Origin of the sequence: Alicyclobacillus sendaiensis NBRC 100866 (assembly GCF_001552675.1) — a bacterium.
GTDB lineage: Bacteria > Bacillota > Bacilli > Alicyclobacillales > Alicyclobacillaceae > Alicyclobacillus > Alicyclobacillus sendaiensis.
The window spans coordinates 1-21,886 of sequence record NZ_BCRQ01000024.1 but is presented as its reverse complement, the minus strand read 5'-3'; the positions used below and the strand labels follow the sequence as shown (position 1 = coordinate 21,886).

Here is a 21,886-nt window from a genome sequence, read left to right as displayed (position 1 = left end):
GCATCGACGGGCGCGGCGGGTGGTGGATCGACGACATGGACGCTTCCGGGCATTCAGATGGCAAACGGAAGATGCCGCACGACGGCGGCGAGCCACGGACCCACCTTGGGCACGCGCTCGACGGCGCGCGAAGTGAGGACGCGGAGCGAGCACAAGAGCGCGAAGTAGATCATCAGTCCGCCCAGTAGCGCGAGCAGCAGCGCGGATCCGGAGAGCGCCGAGCCTGCGCGGTACGTGACAAGGAGCATGTACGCAAGCATCGCGGCGGACGCCAGGCCAATGCGCACGACGGACGCCGGGCGCATCTGGAACCCAATTTCCCGGACGACCGCGATGAGGTGAAGCGCGGCGGTGAGCGTGAACGAAAAGGCGGTGGCCATGCTCACACCGAGAATCCCAAGGGACGGGCGAGTGGCGAGCACCAGGATGACGGCCAACCGCACGACGCCACCCACGATGGAGTTGATCATCGCCGTACCGGCGCGGTTCAGCCCCTGCAAGATTGCCGTCAGGGGCGATTGGAGGCAGAGCATGAACACGAAGGGCGCCATGATGGCCAGCATGGGGCCGACGTGCGCGTCGCCGTAGATAGCCCTGGTGAGGGGCGCCGCAAAAAAAGTGAACACGACCGAGGCCGGGAACGAGACCATCGCCGTGACGGTGATGCTCTGCGACAGCCGATGTCGAATCCGATCGAGGTTCCCAGACGCCTGGGCCTCTGCGACCGCAGGCACCAGGTTGGTTGCGAGCGAGGAGGTCACCACCGTCGGAAAGACGAGGAGCGGAATGGCCATGCCCGAATACGCGCCGTACAGCGCCGTGGCTTGCTTGAGCGGCACGCCGGCCATGCCCAGGGCGCGCAAAACCAGGATGGGTTCGGCTGCGGACAAAAGTGACCAGATGAGCCGGCTCGCGGTGACGGGCAATGACAGCTGCATGATGGCGCGCAGCGTCGCGCGCATGGGCTCCGCGGTGCGCGCGTATGCGGGTTCAGGCACGATCTGGTCCATTCGCGCGCGCCGCCGCTGTTGCCAGATGAGAAACAAGAGGCCGGACAATTCGCCGAGCACCATACCCACCATGGCCGCCATCGCGGCGTACGCCAGGGAGAATCGCACGAAGTAGGCCGCCAGGGCCCATATGCTGACGATGCGCACGGACTGCTCCAGGATGGACGCCCAGGCGGTCGGGGTCATGTCCTGAATGCCCTGGAAGTAGCCGCGGTAGAGGCTCGCCACGGCGATCACGCCCACGACGGGGATCATGGCGAGATAGGTGGGATAGGCTCTGGGGTCGGTGAGCCAGTACCGCGCGACGACGTGCCGAAATGCGTACATCAAGCTCATGCAGAGCGCGGCCGACGTGAGAACGCATGCGGAAGAGATGCGCAGGACGCGCCGAACACGGTCGGCGTCTCGCTTAGCCACGGCTTCGGCCACCAGCTTCGCGATGGCAAGCGGAAACCCCATCGTGACCAAGGTGAGCGCGAGCCCCAAAATGGGGAAGACGATTTGAAACAGGCCCATGGCCTCGGCGCCAATGAGGCGCGTCAATACGATGCGGTAGATGAATCCCATGATGCGCGTCACGATGCCGGCAATCATCAGGATGAGCGCACCTTGCAGAAACGTTTGGCGGCTCAAGCGACGTTCCCTCCCGTCCGTGGTCCGCAGGCGTCCTACGCTATTGCCTATGCCGATCCGCATGACGGTAGTCCACTTTTGCGGCTGAAACAGGATTTTTCGCGCGCGAGATGGAATTGTTATTCGGCACACATCGGGGGGATAGCGGTGGACCAACCATGGATGCACCCGGAGCTTCGGCCCTACGCGGACCAGCTCCAATGGCTCTGTGAGGCGAAGGTCGAAGAGTTCCGGCTCATGGGCTACAACTCGATCGACGTCGATTCATTTTGGGCCTATATTGGCACCAAACTGCCCAACCCGGTCTCTCTTCACCGGGTGGTGGACGCGATTTTGTCCGCGAAGCCCAACGACTACATGACGTATGTCACGCTCGGCGCCCTGCGCGGGGATCTCGCCACGCCGAATGACGTTTGACGTCGAAAAACGTCCATCGGTATACTGATTCATGTTATGCACGCGGAAGTGGTGGACAAGGAGGACATACCATGAAATGGGGGCGCCTCTTGGCGTTTCTCGCGATGGTGGTTGTCGTGCTCGGCCTCACCATCAGCACGGGACCAAAGATATGGAAATCAATACCTCTCGGCCTCGACCTGAAAGGCGGCGTGGACCTCTTGTACGCCGTGGACACGCCGAAGGGCCACCCGCTCGACAACACGGGTAAAGCTGCGCTCGTCCGTGCCATTGAGATGCGCGTCAACGCACTCGGCGTCTCCTCGCCCATCATTCAACTCGAGGGCCAGAACCAACTCGGTCAAGACCAGATTCGCGTGGAAGTCGCTGGCGTGAAGAATCAGCAAGAGGCCGTGAAGGTCATCGGGGCCACGGCACAGCTCGCCATCTACGGGAGCGCCAAGATTGACCCCAAGACGGGAAAAGTTGTTCCAGTCGGGCCGCCGCTCGCGACTGGAGCGGACCTCAAGTCGAACGCCCACTGGGTGGTGGATCAGCAAACGGGCCAGAACGCCGTTGCGATTGAGTTTAAGAACGCGAGCCTGTGGACAAGCATTACGAAGCGGTATCTGCAGAAGCCGATTTACGTTTTTCTCAACGGTCAACTGCTGACCAATCCTGTCGTAGAACAGGTCATGTACACGGGGCAGAGCGAGATCTCTGGCGGCAATTTGACCACGCCCCAGGCGTGCATCGATCTCGCCAACGAGCTGAACGCGGGCGCCCTGCCCTACCCGCTGACGCTGGAGAGCGAGACGAGCGTCGGGCCCACGCTTGGCGCCACCAGCCTGCACCGGACGCTCATCGCCGGTGTCATCGCCGTCGTACTCATCTTCGCGTTCATGATTGCCGCGTATCGCATGGCGGGCCTGATTGCCGACATCGCGCTGGTCGCGTACGGCTATCTCACCCTTCTGACCTTCGCCGGTCTGCACGTCGTGTTGACGCTGTCCGGGCTCGCCGCGCTCATCCTGGGCGTCGGCATCGCCGTGGATGCGAATATCATTACGTATGAGCGAATCAAAGACGAAGTGCGAAACGGGCGCAGCCTTCGATCCGCCGTGCGCATCGGCAACAAGAACGCGTTCCGAACGATCATCGACTCCAATGCCACCACGTTCATCGCTGGCCTGATCATGTACATCTTCGGTGGGGAAGGCGATGTCCGAGGGTTCGCGGTGGCGCTCATCGTGGGCATCATCGTCAGCCTGTTGACGGCCGTGTTGTTTGCCCGGGCAATGTTGTTGACGTTCACGGCGTCGCAGGCGGTCAAGAATCCTTGGTGGTACGGCGCGCCGAGAGGGGTGGTGAAGAGCCGTGAAGCCAAGGTTTGATATCATCCGGGCGAGCCGGTGGTTCTTCTTGCTGTCGGGGGCCATCACGGTCGCCGGCGTGATTGTCTTTGCGCTCTTCGGCTTCAACCTGAGCACGGATTTCAAATCGGGATCCGAGGTCCAGTTTGAACTCAATCAGCGGGTGCCTGAGGCTCGCGTGCGCCAGATGTTTGCGTCCATCGGATTGCCGCTCGGCGACACGAGCTTGACGGTGGGCGGCATCCAGCAGAATGTCGTGATGGTGACTCTGCCCGAACAGCTCACGACCAAGCAGATCAGCGAGATTCAAGCGGCGGAGCATCGGTTTTTCCCTGACGCGAAGCAGGACGTTCAGGTCACGTCGGTCGACCCGTTTGTCGCCGAACAGACGGCCCGAAAAGCGGTGTACGCTGTGCTTGCTGCGGCTGCATGTATCGTCGTCTACATCGCGATTCGCTTCGAGTTCCGCTTCGCCATATCCGGGATCATTGCACTGCTCCACGACGCGTTCATCGTGCTCGCGGCGTTTGCCCTTCTGCGGCGCGAGGTCGATCTGACGTTTGTCGCTGCGCTTCTGACGATTGTGGGCTATTCCATCAACGATACCATCGTCATTTTCGACCGCATCCGCGAGAACTTGAAGATCGACAAGCCGGACACAGTCGACGACCTGCGAGCGGTCGTCAACAAGAGCCTGTGGCAGGTGATGAACCGATCCATCCGGACGGTCCTCACGGTGCTCATCGCGGCCGTCATTCTGTATTTATTTGGCGGCATTTCCATCCGCAACTTCACCTTTGCGCTCATCATCGGGCTCGTGAGCGGAGCGTATTCGTCCATCTTCATCGCGAGTCCCATCTGGGTTGCTTGGCGATCTCGCTCCATGAAGAGGGGCAATCGCGGTGATCATGCGGCACCCATTCCAGAATGATGGCAGGGGAGCGCGTGTGCAAAGCGCTCCCTTCCTTGTTCCGTCGCTTGATGAAAGGACTCGATGGTGATGGCAAGTGACCAATCAGCTTGAACGCCGCGGCTCCGTGCTCAGTTACGTGAATGCCATCCTGAACGTTCTCCTCGCGCTCGCGAAGGGGATCATCGGTGTTTTGGCGCACAGTGAGGCCCTGATCGCGGACGCCGTGCACTCCGCATCCGATCTGGTCGGCTCCGTGGCGGTCATCGTCGGCCTGCGCATCGCCCGAAAACCGCCGGACGAAGACCATCCTTATGGGCATGGAAAGGCGGAGCTGATTGCCTCTATCTGTGTGAGCGTGCTGCTCATCGCGGCGTCTGTCGAAGTGTTTTATTCGTCCGCGGCATCCTTCTTCCACAGTCCCCGCGCGCCGGAGTGGACCGCGGCCCTCATGGCCTTGGTCGCCGTGATCGTCAAGGAGGCGCTGTACCGCTACAACGTAAGGCTCGGCAAGCGGCTCCAGTCGAAGAGCTTGTTGGCGCAGGCGACGGATCACCGGGCGGACGTCTACTCATCCCTGGCCGCGCTCGTGGGCATTGTGATGGCTGTCGTCGGCGAGCGGCTCGGCATCCAGTGGCTCATGTACACGGATGCGGCGGCTGGCATCGTGGTGGCAGCCTTGGTTCTGAAGATGGCGGTGGAAATCGCGAAGGATGCGTTGGAGATCCTGATGGACCGCGTCGTGCTCTCCGAAGAGGCGCTGCAGCCGTACCGGCGAGAGGTGCTGCGAGTGCCCGGGGTCCGCGCCATCGATGACCTCCGCGTGCGCGATCACGGCCAGTATGTCATTGTCGACATCGAGATCGCGGTAGATGCGGACATCACGGTCCTCGCCGGTCACGACATCGCGGCGGCCGTGCGCGACCGGCTCCGTGAGAAATTCGACCGCGTCCAGGACGTGTTTGTTCACGTGAATCCTTACGAGCCGGGTGCGCGACCTCACACCCGTGAGAGAGGGAGATCAGAGTGAGCGTGCCGCTTTGGCGAGCCGCCGCGGTGATGGATGTCGCGCGTCGGTTGGCCTCCACCTTCGAGATGCCGCTGCGCGTGGCCCGGCTCATTGCCGCGCGCGGGTACACGGAACCCGAGGAAGTCGAGCGCCTGCTCACGGCGGATGAACCGTGGAGCGATCCCATGGACTTTGACGACATGCGTGCGGCGTGTGAGCACATCTTGCGCGCTGTGAGCGGGCGTGAGGTGATCGCCGTCATAGGGGACTACGACGTCGACGGCGTGAGTGCCGCCGTGATTGTGGCGAAAGCCATCCAGGCGTTGGGGGGCCGTGTGACGTGCCACATTCCGGAGCGCGTGTCGGACGGCTACGGATTCTCGCTGCGCCTGTTGGAGGAAGCGAAGAACGAAGGCGCGTCGCTCATCGTGACGGTGGACAACGGCATCCGCGCGGTGGAGGCCATCAGGGCGGCCATGTCCGACGGCCTGAGCGTCGTGGTCACGGATCACCACGAGCCCGGCGACGAGATCGTTCCGAGCGGGGTGCCTGTCCTCCACTTCACGCGCCACCGGGATCCGTCATCCGCGAAACGGGGCTGCGGAGCGTTTGTCGCGTGGAAGCTCGCCACGCAACTGCTCGACAGCTCTGGCTTCCCGAAGACACACGCGCTGCGGCGGTGGATCATGGGCCTCGCGGCGCTCGGCACGCTCGCCGACATGATGCCCGTAGTCGGCGAAAATCGCCGGCTGATCCGCGAGGGGGTGCGTGCGCTTGCTGAGGAGGGAAGCGCCGGATGGCGCGTGCTCTGCGATGGTGCGCGGGTGAGCCGAGATACCCTAGGCGCGTCCGACGTGTCCTGGCGGTTGGTCCCGCGACTGAACGCGGCAGGCCGCATGGCCCACGCCGATCTCGCCTTCCGGCTGTTGATGGCGGAGGATGAAGAGGAGGCGAAGCGCCTCGCCGAAACGATAGAGGTGCTCAACGCGAAGCGGCGAGAGGCTGTGGATAGGGCGTTTGCCGAGGCCGTGGAGGCCGTGGAGCGAGAACACGGGCCGAATCCTCCGGCCATTGTTGTGGCCGGCGCTTGGCCGCTCGGCGTCGTGGGGCTGGTAGCGGGGCGTCTCGCGCAGGCCTATGCGTGTCCAGCCGTCGCGCTCGCGGAGATGGGCGACGGGACGCTGAGAGGCTCTGGGCGCGCGCCTGAGGGGGTGTCGATGCTCGACTTGCTCCGCCGGTGTGCGGATGTCCTCCACCAGTACGGCGGACACGATGCAGCGGTGGGGTGTGCGCTCGACGCGTCTCAACTGCCGGCGTTTCGCGCGGCGTTGCTCGAGGCCGCGGTTGCGTCGGGCCCAACGAGTTCGGCGGCGGGTGAACCGGCCGTGGTGGCGGACGACTACCTGATGCTGTCGGAGTCGGCGGACGAGCTGCTTGGATGGTTGGAACGGCTCGCGCCGTTTGGGCCCGAACACGAGCCGTTTCGATTCTTCGTGGGTCCGGTCGAGATCGTGCGATGCACGCGGATGGGGAGCGGAGAACACCTGAGGCTCACGCTGGCGGAAGGCGACGCCTGTCAAGACGCGGTGTGGTTTCGCGCGCCCGAACGAATCGCTCACGACACTTCGGGGCTTTGGGCGTTCATCGTCGAACTGGCTCCCAATGCGTGGAGAGGCGCCGTGCGCCCTCAGCTGCGCATCGAGGAGGGCTACCGCCTGTCGCGCGCGGTATCGCGCGAGGCGTTTGCCGCGGTCTTCCGAGCGCTTCGGCGCGGCCCTTGCAGCATGGAGACGCTGCGGCAGCGCGTGGGCGGTATCTCGCCCGATCTCGTCCGTGATCTCGAATCGGTGGTGGCGACGTTTGTCGAACTCGGATTTGCTGCGCTCGATGGTGGCTTGTATCATGTGATTGCGAGCCAAAAGCGTGATCTGCGCGATTCTTTGGCCTACCAGGCGCTCGTGCGCAGACATCTGCGACCCGTTGGCGGTGGGCCCAGCGAAAGAATGGAAGAGGAGCGAACGAGTTGAGTGACCATTATCGCACGTGGATTCGCGATATCCCCGACTTTCCTAAGCAGGGCATTCTGTTTCGGGATATCACGCCGCTTCTAAAAAACGGCGCCGTATATCGAGATGCCATCCAGACGCTCGCGGCCAAGGCACAAGCTTGGGAGCCGGAACTCGTGGTGGGACCGGAGGCGCGCGGATACGTGGTCGGGGCACCGCTCGCCGTGACGTTGGGGCTCGGGTTTGTGCCGGTGCGCAAACCGGGCAAACTGCCTTATAAGACGGTGAGTGTGGAATATGCACTCGAATACGGGACGGATCGCCTGGAAATTCATGAGGACGCGATTCAACCGGGACAGCGCGTCCTTTTGGCGGACGACCTCCTGGCGACCGGTGGTACGATGCGGGCCACGAAGGACCTGGTTGAGAAACTGGGAGGCGTGGTCGTCGGCGCGGCGTTTCTCATCGAATTGAAACCGTTGGGCGGCCGTGATAGGCTTGGCGATATACCGGTGTACACCCTCGTCCAGTTTGACAACTGACGAACGGACGGAGCGCTGAGGAGGTGAGCGGCCGTGGCTGTGGAGACGGATGAAAAGACCATCGAGGGCCTGTGCCAGAAGCTTCAGTCCTACATGAGCCCAGAGGACATCGCCGCAGTGCGGCGTGCGTACGACTTCGCCGCCAAGGCACACCAGGGCCAGATGCGGCTCTCCGGGGAGCCGTACATCAGCCATCCGCTCGCCGTCGCCTATATTCTTGCCGATCTCCGGTTGGACGCCGCCGCCATCATGGCCGGGCTCCTGCACGACGTGGTCGAGGACACGTCGGTGAGCGACTCCACCATCGTGCAGACGTTTGGCGCAGAGGTGGCGACGCTGGTCGACGGGGTCACCAAGTTGAAGCGAATCAAGTTCGATTCGCGCGAGGAACAGCAGGCTGAGAACCTCCGCAAGATGTTCATGGCGATGGCGCGGGACATCCGAGTGCTGATCATCAAGTTGGCGGATCGGCTGCACAACATGCGGACCCTGAAGTACCAGAGCCCTGAAACGCAGGTGAGAAAGGCCCGGGAGACGCTGGAGATCTTCGCGCCCTTGGCGCATCGGCTGGGGATCAACACCATCAAATGGGAATTGGAAGACCTATCGCTTCGTTACCTGAATCCGCAGCAGTACTATCGGATTGTCAATCTCATGGCGCGCAAGCGGCAGGAGCGGGAGCAGTACATCGAGGGCGTGATCGCCGTGCTGCGCGAAAAACTTGCCGAACTCAACCTCAAGGCCGACGTGAGCGGCCGCGCCAAGCATATTTACAGCATTTATCGCAAGATGGTCACCCAGCACAAGGAGTTTAACGAAATTTATGACCTCTTCGCCATTCGCATCATCGTGGAGAGCATCAAAGACTGTTACGGCGCGCTTGGCGTCGTGCACACGATGTGGAAGCCGATGCCGGGGCGGTTCAAGGATTATATTGCGATGCCGAAGGCGAACATGTATCAGAGCCTGCACACCACGGTGATCGGGCCGAACGGCGAGCCGCTCGAGATTCAAATTCGGACATGGGAGATGCATCAGACCGCGGAGTACGGCATTGCGGCGCACTGGGTCTACAAGGAGTCCGGTTCGAAGCGAGTCGAGGACGACTTTGCGAAGAAGCTGGCCTGGTTCCGCGAGGTTTTGGAGTGGCAGCAGGACTTTCGCGATGCTCAGGAGTTCATGGAGACGCTGAAGATCGATCTGTTCTCGGATCAGGTGTTTGTGTTCACGCCGAAAGGCGACGTCATTGAACTCCCCGCCGGCTCGGTCCCCATTGACTTCGCGTATCGGATTCACACGGATATCGGCAATCACTGCATCGGGGCCAAGGTGAACGGCAAGATGGTCCCGCTCGATTACCGGCTGCGCACCGGGGATATCGTGGAAATCATCACGAGCAAGCATTCGTACGGCCCGAGCTGGGATTGGTTGAAAATCGTCCAGACCTCGCAGGCCAAGAGCAAGATCCGCCAATGGTTCAAGCGAGAAAAGCGAGAAGAAAACGTCGCGCGAGGGAAGGAACTGATTGAGCGCGAGATCGCGCGGCAAAAATTCGAACCGAAGCAGCTGATGACGCCGCAGGCCGTGGCCGAGGTGCTGCAGAAATTCAATTTTACACGGGAGGAAGACCTGTTCGCCGCCGTCGGGTACGGAGGATTGGGCGCGTCGCAGGTCGTGACGCGGCTCATCGAGATCTTCCGGCGTAATCAGGGCGAAAAGCCGCCGGAGACCGTGACCATTCAAAAGGGTAATGCGAAGCCGGCGGAGATGGGCGTGCGCGTGCGGGGCGTCGACAACATCTTGATTCGGTTTGCCCGCTGCTGCCATCCCGTCCCCGGCGACGAGATCGTCGGGTTCGTCACGCGCGGGCGAGGGGTGTCGGTCCACCGGCAAGACTGCCCCAACGTGGCGGCCATGGTGGAAAGTGGCGCGCGAACGCTCGAGGTCGAGTGGGCGACGGACAAGGACTGGTCCTATAATGCGGAGATTGAGGTCACGGCGATGGACCGGCATGGCCTTGTGAACGAGGTGCTGAATGCGGTGGCGGAGACGAAGACCGACATCACGGCGGTAAGTGCGAGAGCGGACGCGAAGAAGATTGCGCACATCCACATGAGCATCCGCATTCGCAATCTGGATCACCTGAGGACCGTGGTGGAGCGGTTGAAGCGGATCAAGGATATCTACAGCGTGCGGCGCATAATTCAGTGAGAGGGGAGATGTCCGATGCGGGTGGTGGTGCAGCGCTCCGGCCCGGCGCGGGTCAGGGTCGGCGGAGAGACGGTGGGTGAGATTGGTTTCGGCCTCGTCGTACTCGTCGGCGTGGGCAAGGACGACACCTATGAGGACGCGCAATACCTGGCTGAGAAGATCGCGGGCCTCAGGATTTTCCCGGACGAGGAGGGGAAACTCAATCGAGACGTCCGGGAGGCGGGAGGCGCGGTGTTGTCCGTAAGCCAATTTACGCTGTACGGCGACGCGCGCAAGGGGCGCCGGCCGAGCTACGCGGATGCGGCACCGCCGGACGTGGCGGAGCGGCTGTACAACGCGTTCAACGAGGCGCTCCGCGCTCGGGGGCTTCAGGTCGAAACCGGGCGATTTCGTGCGATGATGCAGGTGGAACTCGTCAACGACGGCCCAGTCACCATCCTGCTCGACAGCAAGCGGGTGTTCTGACGGCTCGCGCCGCAAGCCGCGCTGAACTGGCCCCCTGGCACGACGTGTCGCGCATCGGCGCGCACCCCGTGTACACACTATGGCCGAGGGGGGGACACGCGATGTTCACGGGCACCTTTGAACGCGACCCGGACGAAGGCGAGATCCACGCGTATCACACCTGCTTCGCCTGCGGACACGTGATTCCGTTCGCCGGGCACATGTTCGGCGGCATCGTCCTATCGCACGGCAACGAGGTCGACGCCACCATCACGGTGACGGGCGCCAAAGGTTCGTACGTCGAAATGTCCATCCAGCTGCAGTGTCCGCGGTGTCACGCGGTGAACTCCTTCACCGCGCTCCACCACCGGTAGCCCCGCCTTGTTCGCCCGCACTGCGCAGCGCGGACCTGGCCTGGGTTCGCGCCTGTAAGTAGGCGTTCCACAGATTGGGCCACGTGTCGCGGCACTCGCCCCAACCCACGGAGAGAGAAACGTACGGGGAGCCAAGGCGGGTGTTTCGCACTTCCATCACCCTCAGATGCACGCGCACTCCAGAAACGTGTAGAATCGTTCCTCGCTGTCCAAGGAAATGAACAGGAACTCGCCCGCCTCCATGCGCACCGCGGGCCACGCGGGAGATCCATAGGCGCTCCACAGCTGGCCGAGATGCTCAGCGACCCGCTCCGACTCGCTCGGTGGCCATTCCGCCAAGGGTTCGATTCGGAGCACCGACGCGGTCGCATGGGTCCATCCTGGATACGGTCGGCGTTTGGCGCGCGAGAGGAACCAGACGGGAGCGTCCGCGGTCAGCCATTCGGCGAGAAAGGCGCGGTGAAACATGCGCGTCCGATCATCGTACAGCGCATGATAGGTCCACCGCTCTCGCTGATACGAAGACCAGACGAGATCCTCGACGCGCTCCGCGACCTGCGCAAGGGGGCGCCGATCGGCGTCCGTGTACACGCGTTCCAGCGAGGATTGATGGCCAGAATCCCAAACGGCCTGCCGAGATGGGTGAGGGGCGCGCGAAGCACGGATCGGATGCCGTCCGCTTTTCTCTCAGGTAATCAAATTGTTGGAATGTTTCGACACCTTCCGCCACCACGCTCAAATTCAGCGACTTGGCGAGCGAGATGATCGCCCCGATGATGGGGGTCTGGTTGACGGCGCTCTGAATGCCGGCCGTGAAGGTTCGGTCGATCTTTAGCGTGTGCACGGGAAATTGGATCAGGTAATTGAGCGAGGAGTACCCCACGCCAAAGTCGTCCAACGCAATCCGAACGCCGATCTTCCTCAGCTCCTGCAGCACGTGGACGGCGCGCTCCACGTCGCACATCGCGGTGCGCTCGGTGATCTCCAGTTCTATCCAGCTGAGGATCCATGCCCGTCTGCGCGAGGCACTCGCGGACGAGCTTCGGAAAGCCGTCCTGCATGAACTGCCGCCCTGAGATGTTGACGCTGATGCGCACCCGGTAGCCCTGTTTCATCCAGGTTGCACCCTGCCGACAGACGCTGCGAAGGACGTACTCGTCGATGGGAAGGATGAGATCGCTCGACTCGGCGACAGGAATGAACGCTTGAGGCGGAATGTGCCCCAGCTCCGGGTGGGTCCACCTGCACAGCGCTTCCGCCCCCACCACCTGCATGGACCGCGTGTGAATCTTGGGCTGGTAGTGGATTTCGAGCTCGCCGTTCTGCAGCGCCTGCCTGAGCATCGTCTCGACGAGGAGCGGCGGAAGCCCATTCTCCGGTTTGGCGACGAGGTCCCGATCTCGCCTGACCTGGTTCGAGCCCAGCTGCTTGGCCAGGCGCATGGCCTCGTCGGCCCTGCGCAGAAGTTCGTCCGCGCTGGCGCCCTGGACGCCTTCAGCCAGCCCGAGGCTGGCCGTGACGATCACGTCCATGCCGCCGACGGCGTGGGGCTCGGCGATAGCGGCCCTCAACCGTTCCGCGACGGCCTCCGCTTGTTCCACGTCGTCGTCAAACAGCGCGACTGCGTACTCGTCCGCGCTCAACGGCTGGCCACGGCGGTTTCTGGGATCCTGCGTGAGATGCGCACGGCCGTGCTGCGGAGAATCGCGTCTCCGTCGGCGAAGCTGAGGTTCGCGTTGACCAGTCGAAACCGGTCCAGATTGACCACAATCATGGCACTGCGCGATGCGTCCTTCATCCGCTGCGACACGACGAAGAGAAATTGGCCGCGTCCCAGCAGGTTGGTCAGGGCGTCGCGCTGTCCGGAAAACACATCGAAAGTCACACAGCCACCGCCTCGTGTCGTCCGAAACCATGGAAGATAATTCCTCGACGGAGAAACAGAATGACGGCGATGAGTGCATATCAACCATTGGAGCGATTCGACGCGTTTCAGCAAAACTCCTCTTTGACCAAGGCACGCGTTCAGAAGTGGAGCAGCTTTGCGATCTGCTGCGCGATGACAAGGCACGTCACGCCGATGAAGATAGGGCGCACGTACCGGGCGCCTTTGCGAATCGCAAACCGAGAACCGGTCAGGGCGCCGAGCACCATTGACAGGCCGAGGATGAGCCCCGCCTCGTACCGCACGGCCCCCACCGCGATGAAGGTGATCAAGGCGCCCACATTGCTCGCCAGATTCAGCGTGCGCGCGTTCCCGCTCGCGGCAAGAAAGTCGAAGCCCAAGAGGAGAAAACCCATCACGAGGAACGATCCCGTCCCGGGGCCAAAGAATCCGTCGTAGAATCCGAGGAACACGGCCAAGAGCGCCGTGAGCGCGAACGTCTTCCGCGTGAGCGGCCGGACGGATTCCGTGAGGCCGAGGTCCTTCTTCCACAGCGTGTAGGCCGCCACGATGACCAGCATCACCAACACGAACGGCCGCAAAAACGACGAAGGCAGTTGATGGACGACATACGCGCCAAGCGCGGAGGCCATGACGCCCAGCGGAAACAGCGGTCCCACGAGTTTCAACCGGACCTTACCCGATGCGAGATAAGAACTGAAGCTCGTGATGGCCGACATCGTGCCTGCGAATTTGTTCGTTCCGAGTGCCGCGGCAGGAGGCAACCCCACAAACAAAAGAGTCGGCAGGGAAATGAGGCCGCCTCCGCCCACTGTGGAGTCGATGAATGCCGCGACATAGCCTCCCACAGCAAGAATGATCGCGTGCGCCCACGTCAGATGTTCCACCGGGACCCTCCTCGCCAACGCCCTTCTGTAAACGTCCATCATTGTACTGCGGCGTGCGCAAACCCACAATGTCTGGCTTCGGTATGGATTCTTGCCATGATGAGAACCTACGTCTAGATGCTCAGGTTGGGGGGATACCATGAAGCCAACGAGACGTACCTTGGCATGGATGGCGCTTTGCGGCGTGCTCGCCCTTGCCGGCTGTGGGGACGGCGCAGGCGCTCAACTTTCCAAGTCCCAATCCGCGTTGAAACCTCCGGATCAACGTGCCGCGATGTTGGACAAGCCGTCCCACTCGACGGCTCCTCGCGCCGTTTCCCTCGCGCTTCTTCAGCGGAAGAACCTGTGGTACCATGTGCGGCTCGTCGACGGCGAAACGGGATACCGATACGGTTACGTCCGAGGCCAATTTCGGATCGAGCGGACAACGGACCGGGGTGTGACCTGGCGATCCGTCTCGTTGCCCGTCGCATTCCGGCTCTCGGACCAGTCGACCTACGAAGGTACCGAGAATCCGCAGGTCGCGATTGTCGATCTCGACACGGTTGCGGTCTATGGGGTCCAAGGCGACCGGTTCATTCGTCTCACCACATCCGACGGAGGTCGCCGCTGGCAAGTTTCCTCGAGCGAACTGCCACGCACCGGCCTCCGGGTGACGAGCGTGAGCCAGCCGACCCGGAAGGACGCGTGGGTCGTGCTCGCTGGCCCATCTGAACGGGGTGGCGAGCCCATGCTTTATCGGATCTCCGACGCCGGGGCGAGGATCGCGCCGGTAAAGGTGGACGCCGCGGCGCCTGGCTCCGGATTCAAGCCAGGCGCGAAGGTGGAGGTGTCTTTCGCGAACCTGCGGGACGGGTACGTCTACGTTGCGGATCCTGACGGGAAGCTCTTGACATATCGGACGCGCGACGGCGGGATCCACTTCGAACGGCGCGCCTTGTCCGCGCCAGCATCTATCCCGGGGGCGAAAGTCGAGCGACTGTTTCCACCGCGCGCGCTGGAGCAGGAGGTCACCTTCGCCTCCATCTGGCGCACGGAGAGCGCTTCGGGTGTGCGCCGTCACGTCGTCGTCTTTCGCACGCGCGATGGCGGCGACTCGTACGCGGGACAAGTGTGCGACGTGCTCCTCGGGGCGCGGGCCAACGCGGAGGGCGCGCCGTGTACGTTTGTCACGCCCGATTACGGCTATGCCATCAAGGATGGGCGGCTCATGCGCACGAGCGACTCGGGCACCACGTGGCTCACGGTGCATTCCACCACGCTGGAGCAATGGCTCGACGCGTATCCCTATGTCCTCGACGTGGACTACGTCTCCTACACGCAGGGCTTTGTCCTTGCGGCCAACGCCAGCCTGACTCAGACGGTGCTGCTCGCGACGCAGGGACTGCGCGATCGCTTCGCGCCGGTGCCGTGATCGCGAAGACGTCATGCGTCGATGGCGGCGAGGACGTGATCGGCCGCCCGCTCGCCCTGCTCCACGCAGTCGGGGAGACCGACGCCGCGGTAACCGGCTCCCGCCACGGCCATCGAAGGGCACGACGCGCGAAGCGCCGCTTCCGCTCGAGCCACGCGGCCGAGGTGACCCACGCCGTAGTTCGGCATCGCCTCCGAAAAGCGCGTCACCCGCGTCCATATCGGGTGTTCGCGCGCGCCCGTGAGGCGTCCGACCTCGTTCGCCGCGCGGCGCACTAGTTCGTCGTCGGGCAGCGCGAGCGCCTCGTCCTGGCCTCGCCTGCCGACGTAGGCGCGGATTACAGCGAGGGACTCGGGAGACACGTGCGGCCACTTGCTCGACATCCACGTCGTCGCGGTGATGGCCATGCCCTCGGGCCGCGGCACGAGGAAGCCCGACGCCCGGGCGAGATCCGGCCCAAACGCGGTGCGCGCGTAGACCAGCACCACAGTGGCCGTCGACTGGTGGTGCGTGTCCACGTCAGGCAGGTCGAAGAGCGGCCGCAACATCTCGCGGGCGTCCTGCGGCGCGATGGCGATCACGGCGCCGTCCGCGTCGTCGTCGAAGCGCTCACCCGATCGGGTCTCGACGTGGAACCGGTACGCCGGGCCGCGCCTCGTCACCGCCTGGACCCGCGCGCCGAGGCGGATCTCGACTCGCCCGCTCTGCGCCAGGCGATCCGCCATGCGCTCGACGATGGAAGCCAGGCCGCCGCGCACCGTGATAAAGGCGCTCCGGCCTGAACCAGCTTGGCGCCTCGAGGGCGAGGTCGCGATTGCTCGGCTTGCCGCCACGAGGCTGCCGTGCTGGCGCACGAGGTCGAGGAGCGAGGGCCACGTGGCGAGAAGCGACAGGCGGTCGATGTCCCCCGCATAGATGCCCGCCATGAGCGGCTCACCGACGTAGCTCACCCACTCGTCGCCAAGCCGCGAGCGGAGAAAGGCCCCCAAGGCCACGTCGTCCGCGGGAAGCTCGAGCGGCAGCCGCTCTTCGGCGAGCGCGCGTGCCAACCCGGCTTCGCTCAGAAGCGGCGGGCGCGCGCAGGACGGATCGAACGGAATGCCCAAGTATCCCTTCGGCATGGGGCACAGGCTGCCGTCTCGGACGATGTACGTCTCGCTCGCCTCTGGCCGCGTGGAGACGACGTCGTCCGCCATGCCAAGCGCCTCGATGAGCCGCATCGCCGCGGGTTTTCGTGCGAGCATGGAGTCTGGGCCCGCCTCCACGGTGATACCAAGATTCGGCTCCCGAATCGTCTGTACCCGCCCGCCCAGCCTTTCGCTCGCCTCGTACAGCACCACGCGCACGTTCGCATCAGAGGACAACAGGCGAAGGCAAGCCGCAAGCCCTGTGATACCGCCGCCCACCACGGCCACGCGTTTCATTCCCATCACCACCCTGCGTCACGCTTCGCGCGCTCGATCACGTCGGCGACCGCGCGGACAAAGTCGGGATCGTCGTTCATCTGGCGGGTGCGCACGAGGTGGATGCCGAGTTCTTCGGCGCGCTGCTTCGCCTCGATGTCGATGTCGTAGAGCACCTCGAGATGATCGGCTACAAAGCCCTGCGCGCACACCACCACCTCTCGATACCCCTCGTTCGCCAGGGCCTCGAGGCTGTCGAGCAGGTCGGGGCCCAGCCACGGCTCCCTCGTGCGGCCGGCGCTTTGCCATCCGAACGAATAGTGGGCGAGGCCGAGGCGCTTGGCCACCGCTTCGCCCGATTGGTGCAGCTGGTCGACGTACGGATCGCCCATGTCCAGGATGCGCGCGGGCAGCGAGTGGGCCGTGAACATCACCATGGCCTCATCGGGGCGATGGCATTGGCCGAGCGCCTCCTCGACGCGCGCGGCGAGCGCGTCCAGGAAGCGGGGCTCGAGGTGCCATTGGTTCACGCAGCACAGCTCTGGCCCGCCGTCGCGCGCCGCCTCGCGCGCCTGCTCGTGGTAGGTGCCGACGCTCATCGCTGAGTAGTGCGGGGCGAGCACAAGGGCGACGGCGCGTTCGATCCCGTCCCTGCGCATGTCCGCCACGGCATCGGCGATGCGCGGCGCGGTGTGCTTCATGCCGAGGTACACGCGAAATGCGTCTTCTGCTTGTGCGTTCAATGCGCGCTCGACGGCTTCCGCCTGCCGCTTCGTGATCTCCCAGAGCGGCGAGACGCCGCCGATGGCCTGATATCGGCGGACGAGATCGTCCAGTTCGGCCGGAGACGGTTTGTGGCCGCGCCGGATGTCCGTGTAGTACGCCTCGACCTCGTCCAGGCTGCGAGGCGTGCCGTAAGCCATCATGAGAACGCCGAGGGTCGTCATGCGAGTTCCTCCTTTGTCGGGTGCACGGCTGGGCTGTGCGGCTCGAATGCATGCACCCACTCCACGACGCGTTGCAGCTGGGCGAGCTCAGTGGTCGGTTTGACGCCATGCCCGAGGTTGAAGATGTACCCGGGGCTCTCGGCGCCGAGCCGAAGCACGGCCTCGACTTCGCGCCGCAGGGCTTCGGGGGGCGCAAAGAGGCACACCGGATCGAGGTTGCCCTGCAGGGCGACGGACGATCCGACGCGCTGGCGGGCGCGATCGAGCGGGGTGCGCCAGTCGACGCCGACGACGGTCGCTCCGGCCTCCGCAAATTCCGCGAGGAGTTCACCGGTGTGGACGCCGAAATAGATGAGCGGGGCGCCGAGCGGGGCGAGATCCGCCAACATGCGCTGGACAAAGGGTTTCACGTGCGCTCGAAACGCCTGCACGGAGAGGCTGCCCACCCAGGAGTCGAAGATCTGGACGGCGCTCGCACCCGCCTCGATCTGGGCGCGCAGGTAGATGGACATGGCCTCAGACAGCTTCGCCATGAGCGCGTGCCAAAGATCGGGGCGAGCGAGCATCATCGTCTTGGTGCGCAGGTAGTCGCGGGACGGGCCGCCTTCAATCATGTAACTGGCGAGCGTGAACGGACCGCCGGCAAAACCGATGAGCGGAACGGGAAGGGTGTTGGCGAGGTGTCGGATGGTCTCGAGCACGTAGGGCAGCGCTTCTTCGGGATGGAATGCGTGGAGGCGCGCCACGTCCTCGTCGGTGCGGAGCGGCCTGTCCATGACGGGGCCCACGTTCTCCTGAAGCGAAAACGACATGCCCATGGCGCCGACGGGCACCATGATGTCCGAGAACAGGATGGCGGCGTCGACGCCGAGCTTGTCCACCGGCATGCGCGTCACGCGCGCGCACAGCTCCGGTTCCCGGCAGATCTCGAGCAACGTGTGCGTTTCGCGGATTTGACGATACTCCGGATCATAGCGGCCTGCCTGGCGCATGAACCACACGGGCACGCGGTCCACCGGTTCGCGCCGGCATGCGCGAAGAAAACGATTGTTCACGACAACGTCCCCATTCCTCATGCCTGTCCTATCCATGCATCGGATTCTCTGTACCTTCCTTGTTATACCCAACGCCTGTTTGCGGTTGCAAACGATAGCGGCCGGGCTCCTTGAGCCTCGACCGGCGGATTTGCAAAACTGTCATTGGCGGTGGGAAAGGAGTATAATAAGGTTTGGATTTGCACCAGTCAGGAGGTGGGGCGAGTGAGCCTCGAGCTCGACTTTTACCAGATGATGATTCAGCCGATGCGCGACGAACTCACGAGCATCGGGTTTCAGGAACTGCGGACGCCAGAAGACGTGGACGCCGTGATGGCCGAGAAGACCGGGACGACGTTCGTCGTGGTCAATTCGGTGTGCGGTTGCGCGGGTGGGATTGCCCGTCCCGCGGTCGCCATGGCGCTGCGGAACGACCGCCGACCAGATCGGCTCGTGACGGTGTTCGCGGGCCAGGACAAGGAAGCCACGGCCCGCGCCCGCGAATATTTCGTCGGTCAGCCGCCTTCCTCTCCGTCTTTTTTCCTGTTTAAAGACGGCGAGCTCGTCGGCGTGCTTCACCGCAGCGACATCGAGGGCTCGACGCCCGAGCGCGTCGCGGAGAAACTGGTCGCGCTGTTCAACCAGTACTGTGAGCCCAAAGCGAACTGAATGCAATCGGCGAGCGTCGGCTGCGCCTGAGACCGGGCGGCGGGACTTCGGTTCCGCCGCCCGGTCTGTGGTATGCTAAATGCATTGGAACGATCGGAGGTTGGGCGGCGCTATGGGGTTTTCGAGAGAGACGCGGGCCGAAGCGTGGATTCCGCAGGTGCGCAACATCTTCTGCGTGGGGCGTAATTATCGCGATCACGCCTCCGAACTGGGCAATCAGGTGCCCGATTCGCCGATGATCTTCGGGAAGTTTACGCACGCGCTCGTCCCGGCTTCTGGCGAGGTGCGGTACCCGTTGGGGCGGTCGGACGTCCATCACGAGCTCGAGATCGTGTTGTTTCTCAAGGACACGCCGAGCCGAGAACGGCCGCTCGACGCGGTGGGCGCTGTCGCGCTCGGGATTGATCTGACGGATCGCGAGCGCCAATCGGAACTGAAGCAGAAGGGCTACCCTTGGGAAGCCGCGAAGAGCTTTCGCGATTCCGCTATCGTGACGGATCTGTACCGGTTCGACGATTTCGCCGCGGACGTGGAGAACGCGCGCTTTGCGCTGGAGAAGAATGGGGAGCTTGTTCAGCAGGGTTCGCCCTCCGAGATGGTGTTTTCGTTCTCGGATCTCCTCCTCCATTGCTTGGACGTGTACGGGCTCGCCGCCGGCGATATCCTGTTCACTGGGACGCCGAGCGGCGTCGGTCCCGTGCGGCCTGGAGATGAGCTCACCCTGTATATGAACGGGGACGCGTGGGGATCGTTTCGATTCTCTGGACGCGAGGGGGGATCGCCGTGAGCGGAAGTGCGCTCGACACCTACCTCGAGGCCATCTACGTGCTCCATTCGGAGGGCGAGCAGGTGCTGTCGTCGCGCGTCGCCGACTACCTGGGCGTATCGCGGCCCACCGTCTCGCAGACCTTGCAGCGCCTGGTGGGACAAGGCTACGTGGAAGTGAGCGACACGCGCGAGTTGGTGCTCACGGAAGAGGGCCGGAAGCGCGCCGAGGCCATCATTCGAAAACACCGGCTGCTCGAGCGGTGGCTGACGGACGTGCTGGGGCTGGACTGGGCGGACGCGCACGTGGAGGCGGCGCGCCTGGAAGGCAGCATCTCTCCGCTCGTGGAATCGAAGTTGAATGAGATGCTGAACCATCCGGCCACGTGTCCGCACGGCAACGTCATCCCGGGGAACGGGCACACCGTGCCGAAGGGCGTGGGACTGGACGAAGCGCCCGCCAACACGCCTCTCGAGGTGATACGCATTGTCGAGGTCGCCGAGGAGGACCTCGAGCTGTTGCGGTTTTTCCACCGAACGGGGCTGGTGCCGGGGGAGACGGTGCAGGTCAACGAGCCGGAGCCGTATGCTGCCGGCGTGACGGTCACCGTGAGAGGGCAAACGCTGTCGCTCGATCCGGCCGTTGCGCATCGCGTGCAGGTGCGCCCGAAGCCGATGCGCCAGACCGCCTGACGCGCGGCAGCAGCAAGAGCATAGAACGAGGGGAAAACGTCCACCTTAAACCGCGACGACACGCGAGAGAGGTGGTCGTTTTGTTTGCTGCTCGACGTCATCGCGCGTGGCGGCTGGCGCTCGCGGCTTTGATGGCCTGCCTGTGGGCGACGTCTGCCGCTTTTGTTCCCGTGGCTCAGGCAGACACCGCGCGCCCGCCGGCGGTGAACGCGAAGGCTGCGGTTGTGTACGATGTCACCGACCGAAAGGTCCTCTACGACAAGCGCGGGGACGAGCCGATGTACCCAGCCAGTACGACGAAACTGATGACGGCCATCCTCCTCGTGCAGCATCTCAAGCCGGATGACCCGGTCTACATCAGCGAGACCGCGAGCCGTCAGCCACGCGTCCGCCTGGGCCTAAGGCCAGGCACCGAGCTGACGGCGGAACAGGCCCTGCTCGCGCTCGTGATGAAGAGCGCGAACGATGTCGCGTATGGGATCGCGGAGACCATCGGCGGATCGCAGGAAGGGTTCGCGCGGATGATGAACGTCGAGGCGCGCCTCATCGGCTGCACGCACACGCGGTTCGTGACGCCGAACGGGCTTCACGCCGACGCCCACACGACGTCCGCGAAAGATATCGCCCTCATCACCGCCAAGGCCATCACCTATCCACGCATCGTGCGGGCGATGCAGACGCCGCAGGCGACCATCGCCGGCAAGACCATCCGAAACGGCAACCGCCTGTTGTACAGCCCGCCTCCATCCATTGGCGAATTCATCGGGGGAAAGACCGGCTTTACGTCCCGCGCGATGTACTGCCTTGCGACCGCCGTGAGGCGGCCTTCCGACGGCCACGTCCTGGTGAGCGTGATCTTCGGCGCGCCGCGCAAGAGCCTCATGTACCGCGAGACCATCCGCCTGTTGACCTGGGCCAATCGGCTGTCCCCTCCCGAGTCTCCGGCAAGTTGACAAGCCGCCCCCTCATACCCTTTAGTACGTCGGGTGATGGAGGGGACGGCATGCACAGAAGCATCGCGCTGGCATACGTTCTTTGGTTTTTCTTAGGATACCTCGGCGTACATCGCGTCTATCTCGGCCACGTCGGCACTGGGCTGCTCATGGCCGCGTGCACCGTGGTCGGCGGTCTCGTGGCGTCGACCGTGATCGGCCACATCCTGCTGTTTTCGGTGGGCGTTTGGTGGCTCTTCGATCTCGTCCTGACGGCTCGCATGGCGGGTTACCGCGGTTGAACCACGGCCGCGGCTCGCTTTATAAC

23 protein-coding genes and 1 pseudogene are annotated in these 21,886 nt (G+C 63.7%); 15 read left to right on the top strand and 9 right to left on the bottom strand.

From position 1 onward, the window contains the following. Window positions 1–53 precede the first annotated feature (53 nt). Window positions 54–1,643: a stage V sporulation protein B gene (gene spoVB, locus AS26_RS06545; protein WP_062307496.1), complete on the bottom strand. Its 1,590-nt coding sequence runs from the start codon at window positions 1,641–1,643 to the stop codon at window positions 54–56. 147 nt (window positions 1,644–1,790) lie between these two features. On the opposite strand from spoVB, the gene AS26_RS06540 reads away from it, so the two are divergent. The 9 genes from AS26_RS06540 to AS26_RS06500 all read left to right on the top strand — a co-directional run bounded on the left by AS26_RS06540 (window position 1,791) and on the right by AS26_RS06500 (window position 10,908). Continuing rightward, window positions 1,791–2,060, top strand: a complete 270-nt coding sequence (locus AS26_RS06540; RefSeq protein WP_062307494.1) for a post-transcriptional regulator — start codon at window positions 1,791–1,793, stop codon at window positions 2,058–2,060. Between the two features lie 71 nt (window positions 2,061–2,131). Next, a complete protein-coding gene (gene secD, locus AS26_RS06535) occupies window positions 2,132–3,433 on the top strand; it encodes a protein translocase subunit SecD (protein WP_062307491.1) in 1,302 nt (433 codons plus the stop codon). After that, window positions 3,417–4,343 carry a protein translocase subunit SecF gene (gene secF, locus AS26_RS06530; RefSeq protein WP_062307489.1) on the top strand — a complete coding sequence of 309 codons (927 nt, stop codon included), beginning with the start codon at window positions 3,417–3,419 and terminating at the stop codon, window positions 4,341–4,343. The genes secD and secF overlap by 17 nt, the downstream gene beginning before the upstream one ends. 76 nt (window positions 4,344–4,419) lie before the next feature. Next, window positions 4,420–5,352 (top strand): cation diffusion facilitator family transporter, encoded by a 933-nt coding sequence (locus AS26_RS06525; protein ID WP_062307487.1) that lies wholly within the window; start codon window positions 4,420–4,422, stop codon window positions 5,350–5,352. A 2-nt stretch (window positions 5,353–5,354) separates the two neighbouring features. After that, a complete protein-coding gene (recJ, locus tag AS26_RS06520) occupies window positions 5,355–7,358 on the top strand; it encodes a single-stranded-DNA-specific exonuclease RecJ (protein ID WP_245629650.1) in 2,004 nt (667 codons plus the stop codon). After that, window positions 7,355–7,879, top strand: coding sequence for an adenine phosphoribosyltransferase (locus AS26_RS06515; RefSeq protein WP_062307483.1), 525 nt, complete (start codon window positions 7,355–7,357; stop codon window positions 7,877–7,879). Before recJ ends, AS26_RS06515 begins: the two co-directional genes overlap by 4 nt. A gap of 93 nt (window positions 7,880–7,972) precedes the next feature. Next, entirely contained in the window at window positions 7,973–10,090 is a 2,118-nt protein-coding gene (locus AS26_RS06510; RefSeq protein ID WP_174519925.1) for a RelA/SpoT family protein, read from the top strand. Between the two features lie 15 nt (window positions 10,091–10,105). Then, window positions 10,106–10,555 carry a D-aminoacyl-tRNA deacylase gene (gene dtd / locus AS26_RS06505; RefSeq protein ID WP_062307474.1) on the top strand — a complete coding sequence of 150 codons (450 nt, stop codon included), beginning with the start codon at window positions 10,106–10,108 and terminating at the stop codon, window positions 10,553–10,555. A 101-nt stretch (window positions 10,556–10,656) separates the two neighbouring features. Further along, window positions 10,657–10,908 carry a hypothetical protein gene (locus AS26_RS06500; protein ID WP_062307472.1) on the top strand — a complete coding sequence of 84 codons (252 nt, stop codon included), beginning with the start codon at window positions 10,657–10,659 and terminating at the stop codon, window positions 10,906–10,908. A 162-nt stretch (window positions 10,909–11,070) separates the two neighbouring features. Here AS26_RS06500 and AS26_RS14660 read toward each other — a convergent pair whose 3' ends face one another. The 5 genes and pseudogenes from AS26_RS14660 to AS26_RS06490 all read right to left on the bottom strand — a co-directional run bounded on the left by AS26_RS14660 (window position 11,071) and on the right by AS26_RS06490 (window position 13,701). After that, complete coding sequence (locus tag AS26_RS14660; RefSeq protein WP_245629649.1) at window positions 11,071–11,499, bottom strand: hypothetical protein; 429 nt, start codon at window positions 11,497–11,499, stop codon at window positions 11,071–11,073. Further along, window positions 11,387–11,872 carry an EAL domain-containing protein gene (locus AS26_RS14850; protein ID WP_281176951.1) on the bottom strand — a complete coding sequence of 162 codons (486 nt, stop codon included), beginning with the start codon at window positions 11,870–11,872 and terminating at the stop codon, window positions 11,387–11,389. Before AS26_RS14850 ends, AS26_RS14660 begins: the two co-directional genes overlap by 113 nt. A 118-nt stretch (window positions 11,873–11,990) precedes the next feature. Then, window positions 11,991–12,509, bottom strand: a pseudogene (locus AS26_RS14845) (EAL domain-containing protein); the annotation flags it as partial. A 38-nt stretch (window positions 12,510–12,547) separates the two neighbouring features. Then, window positions 12,548–12,793, bottom strand: a complete 246-nt coding sequence (locus AS26_RS14840) for a diguanylate cyclase domain-containing protein (RefSeq protein ID WP_281176949.1) — start codon at window positions 12,791–12,793, stop codon at window positions 12,548–12,550. Between the two features lie 140 nt (window positions 12,794–12,933). Continuing rightward, window positions 12,934–13,701: a sulfite exporter TauE/SafE family protein gene (locus tag AS26_RS06490; RefSeq protein WP_062307470.1), complete on the bottom strand. Its 768-nt coding sequence runs from the start codon at window positions 13,699–13,701 to the stop codon at window positions 12,934–12,936. Between the two features lie 139 nt (window positions 13,702–13,840). Here AS26_RS06490 and AS26_RS06485 point away from each other — a divergent pair, with 139 nt between their 5' ends. Next, window positions 13,841–15,115, top strand: a complete 1,275-nt coding sequence (locus AS26_RS06485) for a WD40/YVTN/BNR-like repeat-containing protein (RefSeq protein ID WP_062307468.1) — start codon at window positions 13,841–13,843, stop codon at window positions 15,113–15,115. Window positions 15,116–15,126: 11 nt separating this feature from the next. Here the strand turns inward: AS26_RS06485 and hemG are convergent, their stop codons facing one another. Genes hemG through hemE form a run of 3 tightly spaced genes read right to left on the bottom strand, consistent with a single transcriptional unit; the run spans window position 15,127 to window position 18,541 of the window. Then, window positions 15,127–16,539 (bottom strand): protoporphyrinogen oxidase, encoded by a 1,413-nt coding sequence (gene hemG / locus AS26_RS06480; RefSeq protein WP_062307465.1) that lies wholly within the window; start codon window positions 16,537–16,539, stop codon window positions 15,127–15,129. Window positions 16,540–16,544: 5 nt separating this feature from the next. Next, on the bottom strand, window positions 16,545–17,465 hold the full coding sequence (hemH, locus tag AS26_RS06475; protein ID WP_062307464.1) for a ferrochelatase: 921 nt from the start codon (window positions 17,463–17,465) through the stop codon (window positions 16,545–16,547). Then, the gene (gene hemE / locus AS26_RS06470) at window positions 17,462–18,541 is read right to left on the bottom strand and encodes a uroporphyrinogen decarboxylase (protein WP_062307460.1); all 1,080 of its coding nucleotides are present in this window, start codon (window positions 18,539–18,541) and stop codon (window positions 17,462–17,464) included. Before hemE ends, hemH begins: the two co-directional genes overlap by 4 nt. A 210-nt stretch (window positions 18,542–18,751) precedes the next feature. Here hemE and AS26_RS06465 point away from each other — a divergent pair, with 210 nt between their 5' ends. From AS26_RS06465 to AS26_RS06445, 5 genes are all read left to right on the top strand, one after another. Continuing rightward, a complete protein-coding gene (locus tag AS26_RS06465; protein WP_062307536.1) occupies window positions 18,752–19,168 on the top strand; it encodes a BrxA/BrxB family bacilliredoxin in 417 nt (138 codons plus the stop codon). Window positions 19,169–19,280: 112 nt separating this feature from the next. Continuing rightward, window positions 19,281–19,955 carry a fumarylacetoacetate hydrolase family protein gene (locus tag AS26_RS06460; RefSeq protein WP_062307458.1) on the top strand — a complete coding sequence of 225 codons (675 nt, stop codon included), beginning with the start codon at window positions 19,281–19,283 and terminating at the stop codon, window positions 19,953–19,955. Next, window positions 19,952–20,626 carry a metal-dependent transcriptional regulator gene (locus tag AS26_RS06455; RefSeq protein ID WP_062307455.1) on the top strand — a complete coding sequence of 225 codons (675 nt, stop codon included), beginning with the start codon at window positions 19,952–19,954 and terminating at the stop codon, window positions 20,624–20,626. The genes AS26_RS06460 and AS26_RS06455 overlap by 4 nt, the downstream gene beginning before the upstream one ends. Window positions 20,627–20,697: 71 nt before the next feature. Continuing rightward, complete coding sequence (locus AS26_RS06450; RefSeq protein WP_245629648.1) at window positions 20,698–21,579, top strand: D-alanyl-D-alanine carboxypeptidase family protein; 882 nt, start codon at window positions 20,698–20,700, stop codon at window positions 21,577–21,579. Window positions 21,580–21,629: 50 nt separating this feature from the next. Further along, window positions 21,630–21,860 carry a TM2 domain-containing protein gene (locus tag AS26_RS06445; RefSeq protein ID WP_062307450.1) on the top strand — a complete coding sequence of 77 codons (231 nt, stop codon included), beginning with the start codon at window positions 21,630–21,632 and terminating at the stop codon, window positions 21,858–21,860. Window positions 21,861–21,886: the final 26 nt, after the last annotated feature.